The organism is Streptomyces sp. NPDC001351, from assembly GCF_042896045.1.
Lineage (GTDB): Bacteria > Actinomycetota > Actinomycetes > Streptomycetales > Streptomycetaceae > Streptomyces.
In genome coordinates this window covers 145388-162208 of record NZ_JBIAWS010000007.1, presented here as the reverse complement: position 1 = coordinate 162208, position 16821 = coordinate 145388, and the positions used below count along the sequence as shown (strand labels likewise).

General features: G+C 72.0%; 10 protein-coding genes. 4 read left to right on the top strand and 6 right to left on the bottom strand.

Going from position 1 to position 16821, the window contains the following annotated elements; translation table 11 throughout:
• The 4 genes from ACFY1U_RS26060 to ACFY1U_RS26045 form a co-directional block, all read right to left on the bottom strand.
• A partial coding sequence (locus tag ACFY1U_RS26060) for a beta-ketoacyl synthase N-terminal-like domain-containing protein (protein WP_390696554.1) occupies positions 1-3696 on the bottom strand: 3696 nt, incomplete at its 3' end.
• A 70-nt stretch (positions 3697-3766) separates the two neighbouring features.
• Positions 3767-4678, bottom strand: coding sequence for a thioesterase domain-containing protein (locus tag ACFY1U_RS26055; RefSeq protein WP_390696553.1), 912 nt, complete (start codon positions 4676-4678; stop codon positions 3767-3769).
• Complete coding sequence (locus ACFY1U_RS26050; protein ID WP_123964082.1) at positions 4662-4928, bottom strand: acyl carrier protein; 267 nt, start codon at positions 4926-4928, stop codon at positions 4662-4664. Before ACFY1U_RS26050 ends, ACFY1U_RS26055 begins: the two co-directional genes overlap by 17 nt.
• Positions 4929-4961: 33 nt before the next feature.
• The gene (locus tag ACFY1U_RS26045; RefSeq protein ID WP_390696552.1) at positions 4962-6254 is read right to left on the bottom strand and encodes an NAD(P)/FAD-dependent oxidoreductase; all 1293 of its coding nucleotides are present in this window, start codon (positions 6252-6254) and stop codon (positions 4962-4964) included.
• A 514-nt stretch (positions 6255-6768) separates the two neighbouring features.
• Between ACFY1U_RS26045 and ACFY1U_RS26040 the strand changes: the two genes are divergently transcribed.
• The 4 genes from ACFY1U_RS26040 to ACFY1U_RS26025 all read left to right on the top strand — a co-directional run bounded on the left by ACFY1U_RS26040 (position 6769) and on the right by ACFY1U_RS26025 (position 14343).
• Positions 6769-7188 carry a DUF3291 domain-containing protein gene (locus tag ACFY1U_RS26040; RefSeq protein WP_390696551.1) on the top strand — a complete coding sequence of 140 codons (420 nt, stop codon included), beginning with the start codon at positions 6769-6771 and terminating at the stop codon, positions 7186-7188.
• Entirely contained in the window at positions 7185-8741 is a 1557-nt protein-coding gene (locus tag ACFY1U_RS26035) for an MFS transporter (RefSeq protein WP_390696550.1), read from the top strand. The genes ACFY1U_RS26040 and ACFY1U_RS26035 overlap by 4 nt, the downstream gene beginning before the upstream one ends.
• 287 nt (positions 8742-9028) lie before the next feature.
• Complete coding sequence (locus ACFY1U_RS26030; protein WP_390696549.1) at positions 9029-12895, top strand: Pls/PosA family non-ribosomal peptide synthetase; 3867 nt, start codon at positions 9029-9031, stop codon at positions 12893-12895.
• Positions 12896-12972: 77 nt separating this feature from the next.
• Positions 12973-14343: a M1 family metallopeptidase gene (locus ACFY1U_RS26025; RefSeq protein ID WP_390696548.1), complete on the top strand. Its 1371-nt coding sequence runs from the start codon at positions 12973-12975 to the stop codon at positions 14341-14343.
• Between the two features lie 34 nt (positions 14344-14377).
• Here the strand turns inward: ACFY1U_RS26025 and ACFY1U_RS26020 are convergent, their stop codons facing one another.
• Complete coding sequence (locus ACFY1U_RS26020) at positions 14378-15262, bottom strand: peptidoglycan-binding protein (protein ID WP_390696547.1); 885 nt, start codon at positions 15260-15262, stop codon at positions 14378-14380.
• On the bottom strand, positions 15262-16815 hold the full coding sequence (locus ACFY1U_RS26015) for a DUF6519 domain-containing protein (protein ID WP_390696546.1): 1554 nt from the start codon (positions 16813-16815) through the stop codon (positions 15262-15264). Before ACFY1U_RS26015 ends, ACFY1U_RS26020 begins: the two co-directional genes overlap by 1 nt.
• Positions 16816-16821 lie beyond the last annotated feature (6 nt).

Here is a 16821-nt window from a genome sequence, read left to right as displayed (position 1 = left end):
CCGCTTGATCGAATCGATGCCCAAATCGGCCTCGACATCCATCCCCGGCTCCAACATCTCCACCGGATAACCCGTCTTCTCCGCCACCGCCCCCATCAACGCCTCCATCACGCCAGCGGCGACAGCGGAGTTGGTGACTGGGGCGGGCTCGGGCTCGGGAAGGTTGACGGTCTCCACTGCAGAAGCGATCGGCTCCGGAGCCGACTCGGCAGGCACCGTGGAGGCCAGGAAGCCGGCGATGTCGTCCAGCGTCCGCAGCTCCGCGAGCACCTCCGGATCAACGTCCTCCGACACCGGATACGACTCCTGCAACGCCCCCAGAATCTGCACCCGCTTGATCGAATCGATGCCCAAATCGGCCTCGACATCCATCCCCGGCTCCAACATCTCCACCGGATAACCCGTCTTCTCCGCCACCGCCCCCATCAGCGCCTCCATCACACCGGCGGCAATGGCCGAATCAGCGACAGAGACGGGCTCGGGCTCGGGCTCGACGACAGGAACAGGCTCCGGTTCGACCGGGGCCACGAAAGCGGGCTCAGGCTCGAGGGCGGGTTCGGCCTCGGGCTCGGGCGCAGGCTCGGGTTCGGCCTCCGTCCGTCCCCGCAGCGCGTCCAGCAGCAGCCGGGTGGACCGTTCGTGCGCCGCGCCGATCGTCGCGCTCTGCTCCCGTATGAGCCGCAGCGCGGCATCCGTGTCGGGGTGCCCTCCGGCCCGTACGGACTCCTCCAGGGAGCGGACCGAGGCGTGCACCGTGTCCGCGTGGGCGGTGAGGATCTCCGCCTGAAGGGCCAGGCCGTCGCGTACGACGTCCTCGACGCCGTCGGAGCCGCCCGCGCCGTCGCCGGAACTCGCCCCCGCCGTCAGCGCCAGCGGCTGCGCTATCGCCTCCCGGTACGCCGAACGCCGTTCCTGCGTCACGTAGTTGATGCCGCGCAGCGGGATGTTCATCCCCTTGCGGGCCGGCAGCTCGGTCCGTGGCTCCACGTGGTCGTCGAAGCCGGTGAGGGGCAGTCCGAGGACCGCGAGTTCGATCGCGGCGCGCTTCAGCGAGACCTCGCTGTCCTTGCTGGGCCCGCCGTCCGCCGCGAGGGTCACGACGTCGGTGCGGCCTTCGAGGATGCGGTCGATCAGGTCCGTCAGGACCCGCTTGGGGCCGAACTCGACGAAGACGCGGAACCCGTCGGCGTACATCTTCTCGATGCCGGCGACGAAGTCGACCGGCTGGAGGAGCTGGTCGACGAGGGTGCGACGGTTGGCCGCCGCGTCGCCGCCGTATGCGGATCCGGGGGTGTTGGCGTAGACCGGGATCGTGGGAACGCCCAGCCCCGTCGACTCCACGGCCTGCCGGAACGCGTCCGCGGCATGGGCGACGAAGCCGGTGTGGAACGCGGCCGAGACCGGCAGCCGCTTGGCCGGGATGCGGCGGCCCGAGACGTCGGCGACCAGGCGGTCGATCTCGTCCGTGGGGCCGCCCACGACGATCTGGCCGGGAGCGTTGATGTTGCAGATGGCCACATTGCGGTACGTGGCGACCAGGCCCTGGACGTCGGAGAGGGAGGCGCGGATCGCCGCCATGGCGCCGGGGTCGAAGTCCGCGGCGGCCTGCTCGGGCGGGGCCATGGCGCGGCCGCGGGCGCGTGCCAGGTGGGCGAACCCGTCGTCGTCCAGTGCCCCGGCCGCCCAGAGCGCGGTGAGTTCGCCGAAGCTGTGTCCGATGACGCCCTCGGCGCGGAAGCCGAGTCGGTGCAGCCAGGCGTACTGGCCGGAGGCGAGCGCGCCGATGGCGGGCTGGGCGAAGTCGGTGCGGCGCAGGGCCGTCTCCTGCTCGCTGCGCGCGGTGTCGGTGAAGGCGGGCGGCGGGAAGACCGTGCGGGCGAGGGTGTCCGGGCCCTCGGTCAGCCGGTTGGCGCGGTCGAACGCGGCCCGTACGGGCGGCAGCGCGACGGCGGCCCGCCGCCCCATGCCGACGTACTGGCTGCCCTGTCCGGCGAACACGGCCGCCGTCCTGACGGACGTGGGCAGGGCCTGGCGCCGGTAGGTGATGCCCTTGGGGTGCTGCCAGGACTCGGCGTCGGGGCGGGCGCGCAGCAACTCCACCGCCGTGGCGCACAGTTCGGTGAATTCGGCGTCGCTGCGGGCGACGATCCCGATGCGGGCGTCGGACGCGGGGATCGCACCGGACTCGTCCGGGGCCGCGCCGTTCTCGATGCGCAGGGCGAGCGCCTCGGGCCCTGCCGCGTGCCACAGGCCCCAACGGACGCTCGGGCCAAGGGACTTGGCCTCCGATGGGCCCTCGTGCTCCTCCAGCACCATGTGGAAGTTGGTGCCGCCGAAGCCGAAGGAGGAGACGGCGGCGCGGCGCTTGCCGCGTTCCGGGTCCAGCACCCAGGGGCGCGCCTCGGTGTTGACGTAGAAGGGTGTGCTCGTGGGGTCGACCGCCTCGCTCGGTGTCTCGACGTTGATGGTCGGCGGGAGCACCTTCTGGTGCAGGGCGAGGGAGAGTTTGATGAGGCTCGCGGCGCCCGCGGCCGCCTTGGTGTGCCCGATCTGCGACTTGACGCTGCCAATGGCGGCGTAGCCGTGGTCGTCGTTGCCGGCCGCGACGACGGAGGAGAGGGCGGACAGTTCGGTGTGGTCGCCGACGGCCGTGCCCGTGCCGTGTGCCTCGAACAGTTCGATGGAGTCGACGGGTACACCGGCGTCGTCGTAGGCGCGGCGCAGGGCGAGCTGCTGGCCCTCGGCGCGCGGGGCGTAGATGCTCTTGAAGCGGCCGTCGCTGGAGGTGCCGATGCCGCGCAGGACGGCGTAGATGCGGTCGCCGTCGCGTTCGGCGTCGGCGAGGCGCTTGAGGGCGAGCATGCCGATGCCCTCGCCGATCAGCGTGCCGTCGGCGGACTCGTCGAAGGGGCGGATCTGCTGGGTCTTCGAGAACGCCGGGGTCTTGCTGAAGCACATGTACATGAGGATCGTGTTCTCGGCGTCGCAGCCGCCGGTGATCATCATGTCGGCGCGGCCCTCGATGAGTTCGCTCACCGCGAGTTTGACGGCCGCGAGGGAGCTGGCGCAGGCGGCGTCGACGGTGCAGTTGGTGCCGCCGAGGTCGAAGCGGTTGGCGATGCGGCCGGCGACGACATTGCCGAGCATGCCCGGGAAGGAGTTCTCCTCCCAGGGGATGTACGCCTTCTTGAACCGGCTCGCGATCTCCTCGGCGTCCGCCTCGCTGAGGCCCACGCTGCGTACGACCTCCTTGAGCACCGGGGTCTGCAGACGCGCGGACAGCGGCTGGGTGAGGGAGTTGGCGCCGGTGATGCCGAGGACGACTCCGGTGCGGGAGGCGTCGTACCAGCTGCCGTTGTCCGCGCCGGCGTCGCGCAGCACGTCGCGCGCCACCGTGAGGGAGAGCAGCTGGAGGATGTCGGTGACCTCCAGGGTGTTGGGCGGCAGCCCGAACTCCATGGGGTTGAAGGCGATTTCGGGCAGGAATCCGCCCCGGCGGACGTAGGTCTTGTCCTCGGCCGCGGGGTCCGGGTCGTAGTAGTCCGCGGTGTTCCAGTGGCTCTCGGGGACGTCCTCGATGCAGTCCTGGGCGTCCACGATGTTGTGCCAGAACTCGCGCAGGTCGCGCGACTTGGGGAAGAGGCCCGCCAACCCGACGATCGCGATCGGCGTCTCGGCCAGACGTGAGTAGTGCACGATGGTGGTCCTCTCGGGCTTGCGCGTCGCGCGGGTCGTGTGCGGCGGGTACGTCAAGTGATCTGGGGGCTCAGCCGGTTCGGGAACCGGTGGAGAGCAAGGCGGCCAGGGTGTCCGCGGTCTCCGGTTCGTGGAGCATCGTGTAGTGGTCGCCGGGGACGGCCAGTTGCCGCAGCGGGCGGCCGCTGAGGCCGCTCCAGCCGAGGTCGGGGCTGTCGGGCAGGAGCGAGCGCTCCGGCTTGACGACGGTGACGGTGCGGTCGAGCGGGGCGGGCAGATATCCGGCGGTGCACCGGTTGTTGCGGACGAGTCCTGTGTGGAACGCGGTGTACAGCTTGCGCAGTCCCGCCGGTTCGGTGCCGTCCTGCAGCACTCCCTGTGCGATCGCCTCGGCGAGCAGGACGCCCAGGCCGTCCTCCTCGCCGAGGCCGTCCAGGGCTCCCGGATCCAGGGTGAGGCGGCGGCCGCGCTTGGCGCCCAGGTACATCGCGAACCAGGTGAGCAGCATGTCCGGCCGCAGCAGTTCGTCGGGCCGCTGGAAGGCGGGCACGGGTGCGATGGAGTCGAGGACGACGAGGTCCTCCACGCGGTCGCCGAGGCCCTGGGCGTCGAGACGGGCGGCGATCTCGTAGGCCACCACTCCCCCGAACGACCAGCCGGCGAGGGTGAACGGCCGGTCGGTGAGTCCGGCGGCGGTCAGTTCCCCCAGGCAGCGCTGGGCGAGTTCGCGGACGCCGATGACGGAGAGGGTCGGGACGAGGGCCGCAGCGAAGTACTCGGGGACGTTCCCCAGGTCGCACAGGTGCAGTACGTGGTCCTCGGGCAGCCGTGTCGCGACCGGCTGCCAGGCGGTGGCGGGCAGCGCGCCCGGATGCACGGCGACGACCGGCCGCGCGGCCGGATCCACCGGCCCGAGCGTCGTCAGCAGCGGGCGGGGCGCGCCCGGTCGCCGTGGGGTGGCCGGGTCAGGCCGCGGCGACATGACGGTCGCTCTCCTCGGCGATGTGCTCGGACAGGGCGGCGATCGTCGGGTGGTACCAGAGCGCCGTGGCCTCGAGTTCGAAGCCGAGCCACTTCTCCAGCTCGCCCGCGAGGATCAGCGCCTCCGTCGAGTCGAGGTCGAACTCGTCGAAGTAGCGCTCGACATCGATCTGCTCCTGGCCGACCCCGAGCCGGATCGCCAGCTTCTCGACCAGCCAGGCCTGGGCTTCTTCGGCGGTGACACGCTGCATTGGGGTTCCCCTTGTCCGTTCGTGCTGTGCGGTTCAGTGACGGGTCTTGATCTCGCGGGCGACGGCTTCGGCCGCCTTGCGCCCGGAGACGAATCCGGCCTCGTGGGAGCCGATGAGGTCGACGCCGATGCGCGGCGCGTGGAAGTAGGAGCCGGCCAGCTTGATCCGGCCGCCGGGCGCGTTGACGTCGTAGATCGTGCGCTGCATGGCGCGCACCTCCAGGTCGATGACCGGGTGGGTGAACGGCAGTTCACGGACGACGAGTTCGTCGCGCGGGACGATCGGCGAGTCGAGGGTGACGAAGTAGTCCTGCTCGGCGGTGAAGCCCTGCAGGGAGTTCATGTAGTAGGCGACCCAGGTGCGGGGGCGGCCGTCCACGGTCTTCAGGCCGTAGTTCCAGCTCTGCCAGCGGTCCCGGTTCGGCGGCATGCTCGACGGGTCGGTGTGCAGGACGGCCCGGGTGGCGCTGTAGCGGACCTTGCCGAGGATCTGCGCCTGCAGCGGGGTGGGCTGTTCCAGCACGGCGAGGGTCTGGTCGGCGTGCGCGGCGAGTACGGCGTAGTCGTAGCGCTCCTCGCCGGTGGCGGTGCCGACGACGACGCCGTCTGCGTCCTCGCGTACGCGGGTCACCTCGGCGCCGGTGCGGACCTTGCCGTTGACGCCGGCGACGACACGGCGGACGTACTCGATGCTGCCGCCCGACACGGTCTTCCAGGCGACCGAGCGGCCGCCGAGGCCGCCGGGGTCGTGGGACATGAAGAAGGCGATCACCGTGGTCGCGGGCATCTCCCAGATCAGCTCGGCGGGCACCGACCAGACGGCGGTGGCGAGCAGCACGACATAGCCGTACTTGAAGGCGTCGCTGTAGCCGCCGCGGTCCAGGTAGTCGCCGAGGGAGAGGTCGGTGCGTTTGCGCAGGAAGTCCTTCGGGGCCTCGCGGTGGAAGCGCTCCGCGTCGCGCCACAGGGGCAGGAAGTCGGCCGGGTAGCGGGCGGCGATCTCGTCCTCGGAGAGCTCGAACTCGGCGGTGCCGTAGTCGAGTCCGCGGTCGAGGTCGAAGAAGTCGAAGCCGCCGGTGTGGTCGAGGGCCGTCGCGCCGAGCTTCTCGAAGAAGGCGGTGAGTTCGGGGTAGGTCCGCGCGTTGAAGACCACGAACGCCGTGTCCACGCCGATGGTGCGGCCGCCCTCGTCGACCTCCACGGTGTGGGCGTGGCCGCCGGGGCGGTCCTGGCTCTCGTACACGGTGACTTCGACGTCGTCCGGCAGGTGATGGGCGGCGGAGAGTCCGGAGATCCCGGCTCCGACGACAGCGACACGGTGGGTCATGGCAGGGCTGCACCTCGGCTCGAACAGTTCTCGGGAACGGTCACGGTGAGGCGCAGAGGGCTGATACCTCTGAAAGGGGTCGCGGTCCGCGAGTTGCCCGTCGGACGGCGCACAAGAACCGTAGGCCGGGCGGGAAAACGGGGTCAATCGGCCCATCGACACCCGGATTTCCGCTATCGAAGGCTCCGATGACGGGCATTGCGGACTGTCCGGATCCGGTCGTACGGGGCTCCGTGGGCGCGCAGCGCTCCGCCGGGAGGGCCGGGATGTGCCGTCGCCCGTGTGCGACGCCGTCGTGGCTGGTCGCGCCCGCGGCGGAGCCGCACATCGATACAGTCCCCCGCCCCTTCGGGACGCGGCCGAGCTGCGCGCGCACAACTGAACGTAGTGTCGCCGTTTTCACCCCTGCGGGGGTGTACGGAATCCGGCGCTCACGGACTCTTGTGAAGGACCGACCGAACCGACCGCCTGCTCCTGCACGGCCTTCCCGACCGCTCAGCCGAGGAGACCCTTCATGCCGACGATTCCCTGGATGCCCGGCACCGCCAAGGACGGCACCGAGCCCGCCGGCCCGCCGCTGGTCATGGCCTCCCGGCTGGAGCTGCGCTCGCTGCTGGGCGTGCCCAGGTTCTTCCTGCTGTCCCTGGTGATATTCCAGCAGGTGCGCAGGTCACCCGGGCTGCTGGGTGCCTCGCTGAAGGCGGAGCCGCTGAAGAGGACGTTCTGGACGCTGTCGGCCTGGCGCGACCAGGAGGCGCTGAACACCTTCTCCGCGACCGATCCGCACGCGCGCAGCGTGCGCGGGCTGCGTCCCGGGATGAAGGGCTCGGTGTTCGTGTTCTGGAACACCGAGCGCGACCAGCTGCCGATCACCTGGGACGAGGCGCAGCGCCGCCTCGCCGAGCAGGCCGAGCGGGAGGCCCAGGCGACATGAGCACGGGCGCACCGCTCAACACGGGCCCGTCGCCGGCAGCGGACGCGCCGCCTGCGCCGGTCGTCCCGCACGGCCGCCTCGTCCTCCTTGCCGCCTGCCTCGGCCTGTTCATGTCGTTCATCGAGGTGACCGCGGCCATCTCCACGCTGCGGGCGCTCCAGGTCGACATGCAGGTGGCGCCCGCCGACCTGAGCTGGGTGTCCAGCACGTACACGCTCGTGGTCGCGGCCTGCGTCCTGTCGGGCGGTGCGCTCGGCGAACGGTTCGGGCGGCGCCGGGTGTTCCTCACCGGCACGGTGCTGATCGCGGCCGGCTCGCTGGTCGTGGCGTCGGCGCAGAGCTATCCGCAGGTCCTGATAGGGCGGGGCATCAGCGGACTGGGGGGCGCTCTGGTCCTGCCGACCTCCCTGGCCCTGATCACGACCACGTTCTTCGTCGATCTGCCGCGCATGGTGCGCTACATAGCCGTGTGGGTGTCGGTCTCGGGCGTGGGGCTGGCCGTGGGGCCGTTGCTGGGCGGCACCCTGTTGCAGACCTGGAACTGGCGGGCGGTGTACCTGGTGAACACACCGCTCGCGGTGATCACCATTGCGGTGACGCTGAGGGCGGTCACCGAGTCCCGGGTCCCGGACCGGCCCCTCGACCTGGCCGGCCAGTTCTGGGCCGTGCTCGGACTGTCCACGCTGGTCTACGGAATCGCGGTGGGCGGCCGGGCGGGCTACGACGACCCGGTGGTGGTCGCCGTGCTGGCGGTGGCCGCGCTCTCCCTCACCGCGCTGGTCCTCACCGAGCGGCGCAGGGCGGTGCCGATGCTGGACGTCCGCATGATGGCCAACGCCCGCTACACGGCGGCCTTGTGCGTCGCGGCGGCCGCCCTGTTCGTGTTCGTCGGCGTGGTCTTCCTGGAGGTGCTCTTCCTCCAACGCGTCCGCGCCTTCGGCCCCTTGGACACCGGCATACGGCTGCTGCCCGCGATGCTCGCGTTCGTCGCGGCGACGGCCACGGCGCAGCGCCTGGCGGGACGGGTCCGCGCGGGCCGGCTGCTGGCGACGGGCTCGCTCGTCACGACCGCCGCGGCTCTGGTCCTGCTGGGCCAGCAGCCGGACGGTTCCTATGCGGTCACCGCGCTGGGGCTGGTGCTCGCGGGGCTGGGCAGCGGCCTGGTGGTCGCTCCGTCCACGACGGCCGCCTTCGAGGTGGTCGAGGGCCCGCAGATGGGCGCGGCCTCCTCGGCCGTGACGGCCTTCCGCCAGGTCGGCTCGGTGCTGGCGACGGCGATACTCGGCGCCGTCCTCGCCGTCCGCTTCCTCGGCACCCTCCCCGACCGCCTCGCGGCCCACCGTCTGCCGGCGCCGGTGATCGACCAGGTGGTCTCGGTCGCCCGCAGCGGCGGCAGGTCCGCCGGCCGCTCGTCACCGCAGGTCACGGGCGCGGTCGGGGACGCGTTCACGGCGGGCGTGCACGGCGCGCTGTGGGTGGTGGCGGGGGTGTCGTTCGGTGCGGCGGTCCTGGCCTGGACGCTGCTCGCACGCCGGTCCCCGCACGGGGAGTGAGTACGGTTGCCCGCAGAGGGAGCAAGTGCCCTTTCGCGCCCCGCAGATGCTCTCCTCACGCACTGTGTGGGCCATCTCTCCCCGGAGTAAAGAACAGCAGGTCACAGCGCATCCGCCGCTCTCCTGACCGCCTCCAACAGCCCACCCGAGTGGCCGATCCGCCGTCCCGAACCTAGCGTCGTACTAAAATTTCCGGCTTGTTACGGAGCTGGACCCGGACAACCCCAGGCAGACCTGCGGGCCCGCCAGCGCCCCGGAGGCTTCCGGGATCGAGACGCGAGGACCGGATGGCAGCCATTGACGAGAGCAGCGCTCTCGGCCTGCTCGACGATGAGCTCAGCGCAGAGATCCACCAGCAGTTCGGTGACACCGCACGTTTCTCCGGAGGTCAGGCGGCCTCCCCGCGCACGCTCGTCGACATCTTCGACGCATCCGTGCGGTCGTACCCGGACGAGCTCGCCCTGGACGACGGCACGACCCGTCTGAGCTACCGGGCGCTGGCCACCGAGGTGGAGCAGCTGCGCCGGCGCCTCGCCGCGGCCGGGGTCGGGCTCGGGGACCGCGTGGGTGTGCGGGTCCCCTCCGGCACCAATGACCTGTACGTCGCGATTCTCGCCGTCCTCGCCGCCGGGGCCGCCTATGTCCCCGTGGACGCCGAGGACCCGGACGAGCGGGCCGAGTTGGTCTTCGGGGAGGCGGACGTCCGGGCGGTCGTCGGCGCCGGGCACGAGCTGACGGTCACCGGGCGCAGCGACGTCCCCGCCGCCCGGCCCGGTGTCGAGCAGGACGCATGGATCATCTTCACGTCCGGTTCCACGGGCAAGCCCAAGGGCGTCGCCGTCAGTCACCGCAGCGCCGCCGCGTTCGTGGACGCCGAGGCCGCCCTGTTCCTCACCGACGACCCCATCGGTCCTGGTGACAGGGTCATGGCGGGCCTGTCGGTCGCCTTCGACGCGTCCTGCGAGGAGATGTGGCTGGCCTGGCGCTACGGCGCCTGTCTGGTGCCGGTGCCGCGCTCGCAGGTCAGGAGCGGCGCCGACCTGGGTCCCTGGCTGGTCGAGCAGGAGATCACCGTGGTCTCCACGGTCCCGACGCTGGCCGCGCTCTGGGAGCCCGAGACCCTCAACGACGTACGCCTGCTGATCTTCGGCGGCGAGGCCTGTCCGCCCGAGCTGGTGCAGCGGCTGGTGACGGAGGGCCGCGAGGTCTGGAACACCTACGGGCCGACCGAGGCCACCGTCGTCGCCTGCGCCTCCCTCATGTCCGGTGAGGAGCCCATTCGGATCGGGCTGCCGCTCGACGGCTGGGAGCTGGCCGTCGTCGACGAGGCCGGGGAGCCCGTCGCGATGGGCGGCAGCGGTCAGCTGGTGATCGGCGGGGTCGGGCTCGCACGCTATCTCGACGCCGAGAAGGACGCGGAGAAGTACGCGCCGCTGGAGTCCCTGGGCTGGGAGCGGGCCTACCGCAGTGGTGACCTGGTCAAGGCCGAGCCGGAGGGTCTTGTCTTCCTCGGGCGGGCCGACGAGCAGATCAAGCTCGGCGGGCGCCGCATCGAGCTGGGCGAGGTGGACGCCGCACTGCAGGCGCTGCCCGGCGTCGCGGGTGCCGCGGCCGCCGTGCGCACCGCGCGCAGCGGCAACCAGCTCCTCGTCGGCTATGTCGTCACCCAGGAAGGCTGGGACCACGCGGCCGCCGTCGAGAAGCTGCGCGCCGAGCTGCCCGCCGCCCTGGTGCCGCTGCTCGCACCGGTCGAGGACCTGCCGACCCGGACGTCCGGCAAGGTCGACCGCAACGCGCTGCCGTGGCCCCTGGAGGGCCTGGAGACCGGCGGTCCGGCCGAGCAGCTCTACGGCACCGAGGCGTGGCTGGCCGAGCAGTGGACGGAAGTCCTCGGCATCCCGGTCACCAGCGCCCGCGACGACTTCTTCGCGATCGGCGGCAGCAGCCTGGCCGCCGCCCAGCTGACCACGCGGCTGCGCACCCGCTACCCGAGCGCGGCCGTCCTCGACATCTACCAGCAGCCCACCCTGCGCAAGCTGGCCCGCCACCTGGAGAAGTCGGCGCAGGACGACGGCGGCCGGCGCACGATCACCCCGGTGCCGACCCGCGCCAAGGTGCTCCAGCTGCTGCTCCTCGTGCCGCTGTTCACGCTGCTCGGTCTGCGCTGGACGGTGGCCCTGGCCGCGGCCGGGAACCTGCTGCCCGGCTACTCCTGGCTGCCGACCGCCCCCTGGTGGCTGATCGCCATCGGGGCGGTGCTGCTGTTCAGCCCGCCCGGCAGGCTCGCGATCGCCGCGGGCGGCGCACGACTGCTGCTGCGCGGCGTCGAGCCCGGCCGGTACGCGCGCGGCGGCAGCGTCCACCTGCGCCTGTGGACGGCCGAGCGGCTGGCCGAGTTCAGCGGGGCGACCTCGCTGACCGGCTCCTGGCTGGAGCGGTACGCGCGGGCGCTGGGCGCCAAGGTCGGCCAGGACGTCGACCTGCACTCCCTGCCGCCCGTCACCGGCCTGCTGAAGCTCGGCCGGGGCGCGGCCGTGGAGTCCGAGGTCGATCTGTCCGGCTGGTGGCTGGACGGCGACCGCCTGGAGATCGGCCAGGTCAAGGTCGGTGCGCACGCCACCGTCGGCACCCGCAGCATCCTCTTCCCGGGCGCCCGCGTCGGCAAGCGGGCCGAGGTGGCCCCGGGCTCGGCCGTCACCGGCCAGATCCCCACCGGCCAGCGCTGGGCCGGCGCGCCCGCGGTCAAGCTCGGCAAGGCCAAGCGGAACTGGCCCAAGGAGCGCCCGCAGCGCGGCACGTACTGGCGCGTGATGTACGGCCTGACCGGACTCGCGCTCTCCGCGCTGCCGCTGGTGGCCGGTGGCGTCGCATTCCTCGTGGCGCACGCCCTCATCGACCCCGCCGCGCCCCTGCGCGGTGCCGCACTCGCGCTCATCCCCGCCACGCTGGCGTTCGGGCTGGCGTACGCCCTGCTGATCCTCGTCGCCGTACGGCTGCTCAGTCTGGGCCTGCGCGAGGGCACGCACCCCACGCACAGCCGGATCGGCTGGCAGGCCTGGACGGTCACACAGCTCATGGACCGCTCCCGGGAGACGCTGTTCCCGCTGTACGCCGGGCTCGCCACCCCGGTGTGGCTGCGGCTGCTGGGGATGAAGATCGGGCGGGGCGCCGAGGTGTCCACCGTGCTGGCGCTGCCCAGCCTCACGACCGTCGGTGAGGGCGCGTTCCTGGCCGACGACACGCTGACCGCGCCGTACGAGCTCGGTGGCGGCTGGATGCGGATCGGGCGCGCGGAGATCGGGCGGCGGGCCTTCCTCGGGAACTCCGGGATGACCGCGCCGGGGCGCAGCGTGCCGGACGGCGGACTGGTCGGCGTGCTGTCCGCCACCCCGAAGAAGGCGAAGAAGGGCAGCTCCTACCTGGGGCTGCCGCCGGTGAAGCTGCCGCGGAACGCCGAGACGGGCGACCAGAGCCGGACCTACGACCCGCCGGCCCGGCTGCTGTGGGCGCGCGGTCTGGTGGAGCTGTGCCGGATCGTGCCGGTGTTCTGCTCGGCCGGCCTCGCCGTACTGACGGTGGCGGCGCTGTGCCTGCTCGGGCCCTGGGCTCCCCTGCTGTCCGGTCTGGTGCTGCTGGCCGCCGGTGCCGCGGCCGCTGTGGTGTCGTTCGTCGCCAAGTGGCTGCTCGTCGGGCGGCACCGCACCGGGGAGCACCCGCTGTGGAGCGGCTTCGTGTGGCGCAACGAGCTCGCGGACACGTTCGTCGAGGTCGTGGCCGTGCCCTGGCTGGCCGGTTCGGTGCCCGGCACACCGCTGATGACCGCGTGGCTGCGCGGCCTGGGCGCCAAGATCGGCAAGGGCGTGTGGGTGGAGAGCTACTGGCTGCCCGAGACCGACCTGGTGACCCTGGAGGACGCGGCGACCGTGAACCGCGGGTGCGTCCTGCAGACCCACCTCTTCCACGACCGGATCTTGCGGACGGATACTGTTGTACTCCGTGAGGGCGCCACGCTGGGCCCTGGCGGGATCGTGCTGCCCGGCAGCACGATCGGGGCCCGCACCACCCTGGGTCCCGCGTCGCTCGTCATGGCCGCGGAGTCCGTCCCGGACGACACCCGCTGGCTCGGCAACCCGATCGAGGCATGGCGTCCCTGAGCGCGGGCCACTCGGATTCGGTGAGCGGTGTACCGGCGGATCGGAGTGGCACGACGGGGCAGGGAGCAGAAGCGGCAGTGGCAGTTCAGCAGACGGCGGGTTCGGACCCGTACTTCCCGGACCACGGTGACCCCCGTTACCGGGTGCACCGGTACGAGCTCACGCTGGACTACCGCCCGGGCCCGAACCGGCTGGCGGGCGCGGCCCGGATCAACGCCATCGCGGGCCGCTCGCCGCTGACCGAATTCACCCTCAACCTCTCCGACTTCAAGATCGGCCGGGTCCGGGTCGACGGGCGCCAGCCGCACTACACGCACCGCGGCGGCCGTCTGCGCATCCGCCCCGCCAAGCCGGTCCGGGCCGGGGCCGCCTTCACCGTCGAGGTCCACTGGTCGGGCAACCCCAAGCCGGTCCCCAGCCCCTGGGGCGGGCTCGGCTGGGAGGAGCTGGAGGACGGGGCGCTGGTGGCGAGCCAGCCGATCGGGGCGCCGTCCTGGTACCCGTGCAACGACCGGCCCGCCGACAAGGCCGCGTACCAGATCTCGATCACCACGCCGTCCGCGTACGCGGTGGCGGCGGGCGGCCGGCTGCTGACCCGTACGACGAAGGCGTCCACGACGACCTGGGTGTACGAGCAGTCGGCGCCCACGTCGAGCTATCTGGTGGGCCTCGCGATCGGCAAGTACCAGACGGTGCTCCTGGGCGACCCGGGGCCGGGCGGAGTGCCGCAGCACGGGCACATCCCGGCGCATCTCCTGCCGGAGTTCTCCCGGGACTTCGCGCGGCAGCCCCAGATGATGGACCTGTTCCAGGAGATCTTCGGGCCGTACCCGTTCGACGAGTACGCCGTCGTCGTGACCGACGAGGAGCTCGATGTCCCCGTGGAGGCACAGGGGTTGTCGCTGTTCGGCGCCAACCATGTGGACGGGGCGCGGGGTTCGGAGCGGCTGGTGGCGCACGAGTTGGCGCACCAGTGGTTCGGCAACAGCGTGTCCATAGCGGACTGGCGGCACATCTGGCTGAACGAGGGCCTCGCCAAGTACGCCGAGTGGCTGTGGTCGGAGCGCTCGGGCGGGCGCAGCGCCCAGCAACTCGCCTCCGTCGCACACCGGTTGCTGTCCTCGCAGCCGCAGGATCTCCGACTGGCCGACCCGGGCCGCAAGGCGATGTTCGACGACCGGCTCTACGAGCGCGGCGGCCTGACCGTGCACGCGCTGCGCTGTGCGATGGGCGACGACGCCTTCTTCCGGATGCTGCGCGGTTGGACGGCGCTGCACCGGGGCGGGGCGGTGACGACCGCGACGTTCACCGCGCATGTCGGGCGGTACGCGGACGAGCCGCTGGACGGCCTGTTCGAGGCCTGGGTGTACGGCACGGCGCTGCCGCCCCTGCCCGCGCAGATCCCGGCACGTCCGGCACACCCGCCCACCAACGCCGAGTCGGCGTAGGCGGGCGGGCACACCGGACAGGTGACCGAGGCTCTCAGGTCGCGGGCACCTTCAGCTTGTCCCAGCTGACCTTGCCCGGAATGCCGTCCGCGTCCCTGCCCTTGAAGCCGAGCTTGCGCTGCCAGGCCCTGTAGGACTCACGGTCGGCGTCGCTCCACTCGGGGCTCGGCCCCTCCTCGTAGTGGCTGCAGCCCTCGGCGACCAGCCGCTTGCCCATGGCCGTGATGACCGCGGACTTCTGCCCGTCGTGGAAGAAGGAGGCGCCGGGGAAGGGTGCGTACGAGGGCTTGGACGGGGCGGGCTTCGGGTCGGGCTCCGAGCCGCCATGGCCGGCCAGTCGCCCGGCGATCCGTCTGCGCATGCCGTCCATGGTGAAGCCGCGCGGATCCACCTTGCCGGGCTGCCACTCCTTGTGGCCGATGACCGACCGCTCGCTCCAGCCGTGATGGCGGCAGACGGCGGCGGACACCTTCTCGATGGCCTCCAGCTGCGCCTCGGGCCAGGGGTCACGGCCGTCACCGAGGTTGATGCACTCGAAGCCGTAGAAGTGCCGGTTGCCGTCGGTGTCGGCCTCGTTGTCGTGCGGCAGCTTCGTCTCGTCGATGACGGCGCGCAGCACGTCGTGGTCGCCGAGGCCCGCGTGATTGGCGCGGCCGTAGCCGACGAGGTGGATCTCGCCCTGCTTGTCGATGACGCCGTGGCACAGGGGGCCGGGCAGGGCGGCATAGCCGTTGTAGCAGAGGTTCACGGAGCTGTCGGTGCCCGAGGTGGCGGTGTGGTGGATGACCACTCCGTTCACCGGACCCCAAGGGCCCTTCGTATTGCGGTTGTGGGTGCGCCAGTTGCCCACCTCGTGGACCGTCAGGCCCTCTGCACGCAGGATCTGCAGGAACTGGGATGCCGTCATGGGAGTGGCCATCACTCGCCCTCTCCCACGGCGGCTTCCGCTTCCGCGGTGGTCTGTGACCGTCCGTGCGAGGGGTCCTCGGCCGCCAGCTCCTCCCGGCGTGCCTGTTCCTCCGCCGCGAGGGTGGCCTCGTCGGCGGCGGGCATGCTGCCGGCCAGCGGGCGGAAGCCGAAGCGCAGGTCGACGGCGCCCTCCTCGCCCTTGACCAGCGCGAGCGGGGCGAGGTGGCGGGTGATGCCGGCGGGCTGCTGGAGCAGCGGGCGGCGCGCGGGGTCGGTCGGCCACTCGACGCTGCCGGTGGCGGTGCGCGCGGGGATCAGCCAGTGGTCGCCGGTGCGGTAGCCGCCGCCCTTGGCGAAGTACACCTCGACGCCGTCCTCCAGGGGCAGCCACTCGCCCTCGGTCACCGGCACCGCGCCGCCCTTCAGGGAGGTGGAACGCCCCTGCCGGCGGGGCCCCTCCTGGTGGTCCCAGCGGCGCAGGAACGGGTTCAGGTCGGGCCGCCGTCCGACACCCGGCTCGGGCTCGGCGGACAGCCGGACCCTACGGCCGGGCAGGTCCAGTTCCTCCACCCGCAGCAGGGGCAGGGCCTCCAGACGCGAGGAATACGCCGTGTCCGTGAACTCGACGTAGTCGCCGACGTCCAGGGTCAGCTTGTCGTCCTGGCCGAGGGACGCCAACTGCACCCACGTACCGTCGAGTTCGTCGACCGGGAAGACCACCGAGCCGTTCTCGCGGGACCACTTGAAGGTGGCGTCCTTCGCCTCGCCGCCGGTGTGCACCTCGACGCGGTAGAGCTGGTTCTCCGTTCCGCGGTAGCGGGCATCGGGCCTGACCAGGCACGGGTCCTCGTCGGCGTGGTCGGGCCGTCGGCTGCGGGCGGCCAGACGGGCGGAGGACAGGGACTGCTTCTGCGCCCACTTGTCGAAGGCGGCGCGGACGACGTCCTTCGACAGGTCGGTGTTCTCGATCGCCAGCTCGGCGAGGGAGAGCGGCAGTACCTGCCAGACCACCTTCACGCGGGCCGCGGTGTCCGGCATCGCGGCCCCCAGGGCGACCTCGCGCAGCGCGGGGTCCTCGGCGGCGGTGACCGACCGCTCCCACACGTTCAGGTAGACCACGAACGGCGTCTGGGCGGGTGAGGGCAGCCGGTCGCGCTCCGGGTCGCGGAAGGCGTCGGGCTGGTCCCAGTACGTCCAGTACGGCGGCGGGGTCGGCGGGTCCTCGTCCCCCTCCTCGTCGGGTACGGGCTCGCCGGGTGCCGGGCGGGTCGCGTCGACCAGGATGCCTTCGACGTAGTAGCGGCCGCCGGAGATGTGGAGGGTGTCGATGTCGTACTTGCCGCCCACGTAGTCGATGTGGAAGCCCGCGATGTCGCGGCCCGCCGCGTCGCGCGGCCCGCCGTGGCGGCCGATCAGGTCGGCGGCGAGGGTGCGGGCCTGGTGGAGCTGGATCGCGGTCTGCTCGTTGGTGTCGGCGTCGAGCTGGACGCGGCCCTGCTGGGCGACGACCGCGGAGTAGTGCCGCTCCGGCCGGAAGGTGAGACGGGAGAGATCAGCGTGCATGAAGGG

What these genes read in the sequence shown, in the direction of transcription:
- ACFY1U_RS26055 (WP_390696553.1), bottom strand. Translation starts at nt 4,678, where the DNA reads ATGTCGCCGCGGCCTGACCCGGCCACCCCACGGCGACCGGGCGCGCCC.
- ACFY1U_RS26050 (WP_123964082.1), bottom strand. Translation starts at nt 4,928, where the DNA reads ATGCAGCGTGTCACCGCCGAAGAAGCCCAGGCCTGGCTGGTCGAGAAG.
- ACFY1U_RS26045 (WP_390696552.1), bottom strand. Translation starts at nt 6,254, where the DNA reads ATGACCCACCGTGTCGCTGTCGTCGGAGCCGGGATCTCCGGACTCTCC.
- ACFY1U_RS26040 (WP_390696551.1), top strand. Translation starts at nt 6,769, where the DNA reads ATGCCGACGATTCCCTGGATGCCCGGCACCGCCAAGGACGGCACCGAG.
- ACFY1U_RS26035 (WP_390696550.1), top strand. Translation starts at nt 7,185, where the DNA reads ATGAGCACGGGCGCACCGCTCAACACGGGCCCGTCGCCGGCAGCGGAC.
- ACFY1U_RS26030 (WP_390696549.1), top strand. Translation starts at nt 9,029, where the DNA reads ATGGCAGCCATTGACGAGAGCAGCGCTCTCGGCCTGCTCGACGATGAG.
- ACFY1U_RS26020 (WP_390696547.1), bottom strand. Translation starts at nt 15,262, where the DNA reads ATGGCCACTCCCATGACGGCATCCCAGTTCCTGCAGATCCTGCGTGCA.
- ACFY1U_RS26015 (WP_390696546.1), bottom strand. Translation starts at nt 16,815, where the DNA reads ATGCACGCTGATCTCTCCCGTCTCACCTTCCGGCCGGAGCGGCACTAC.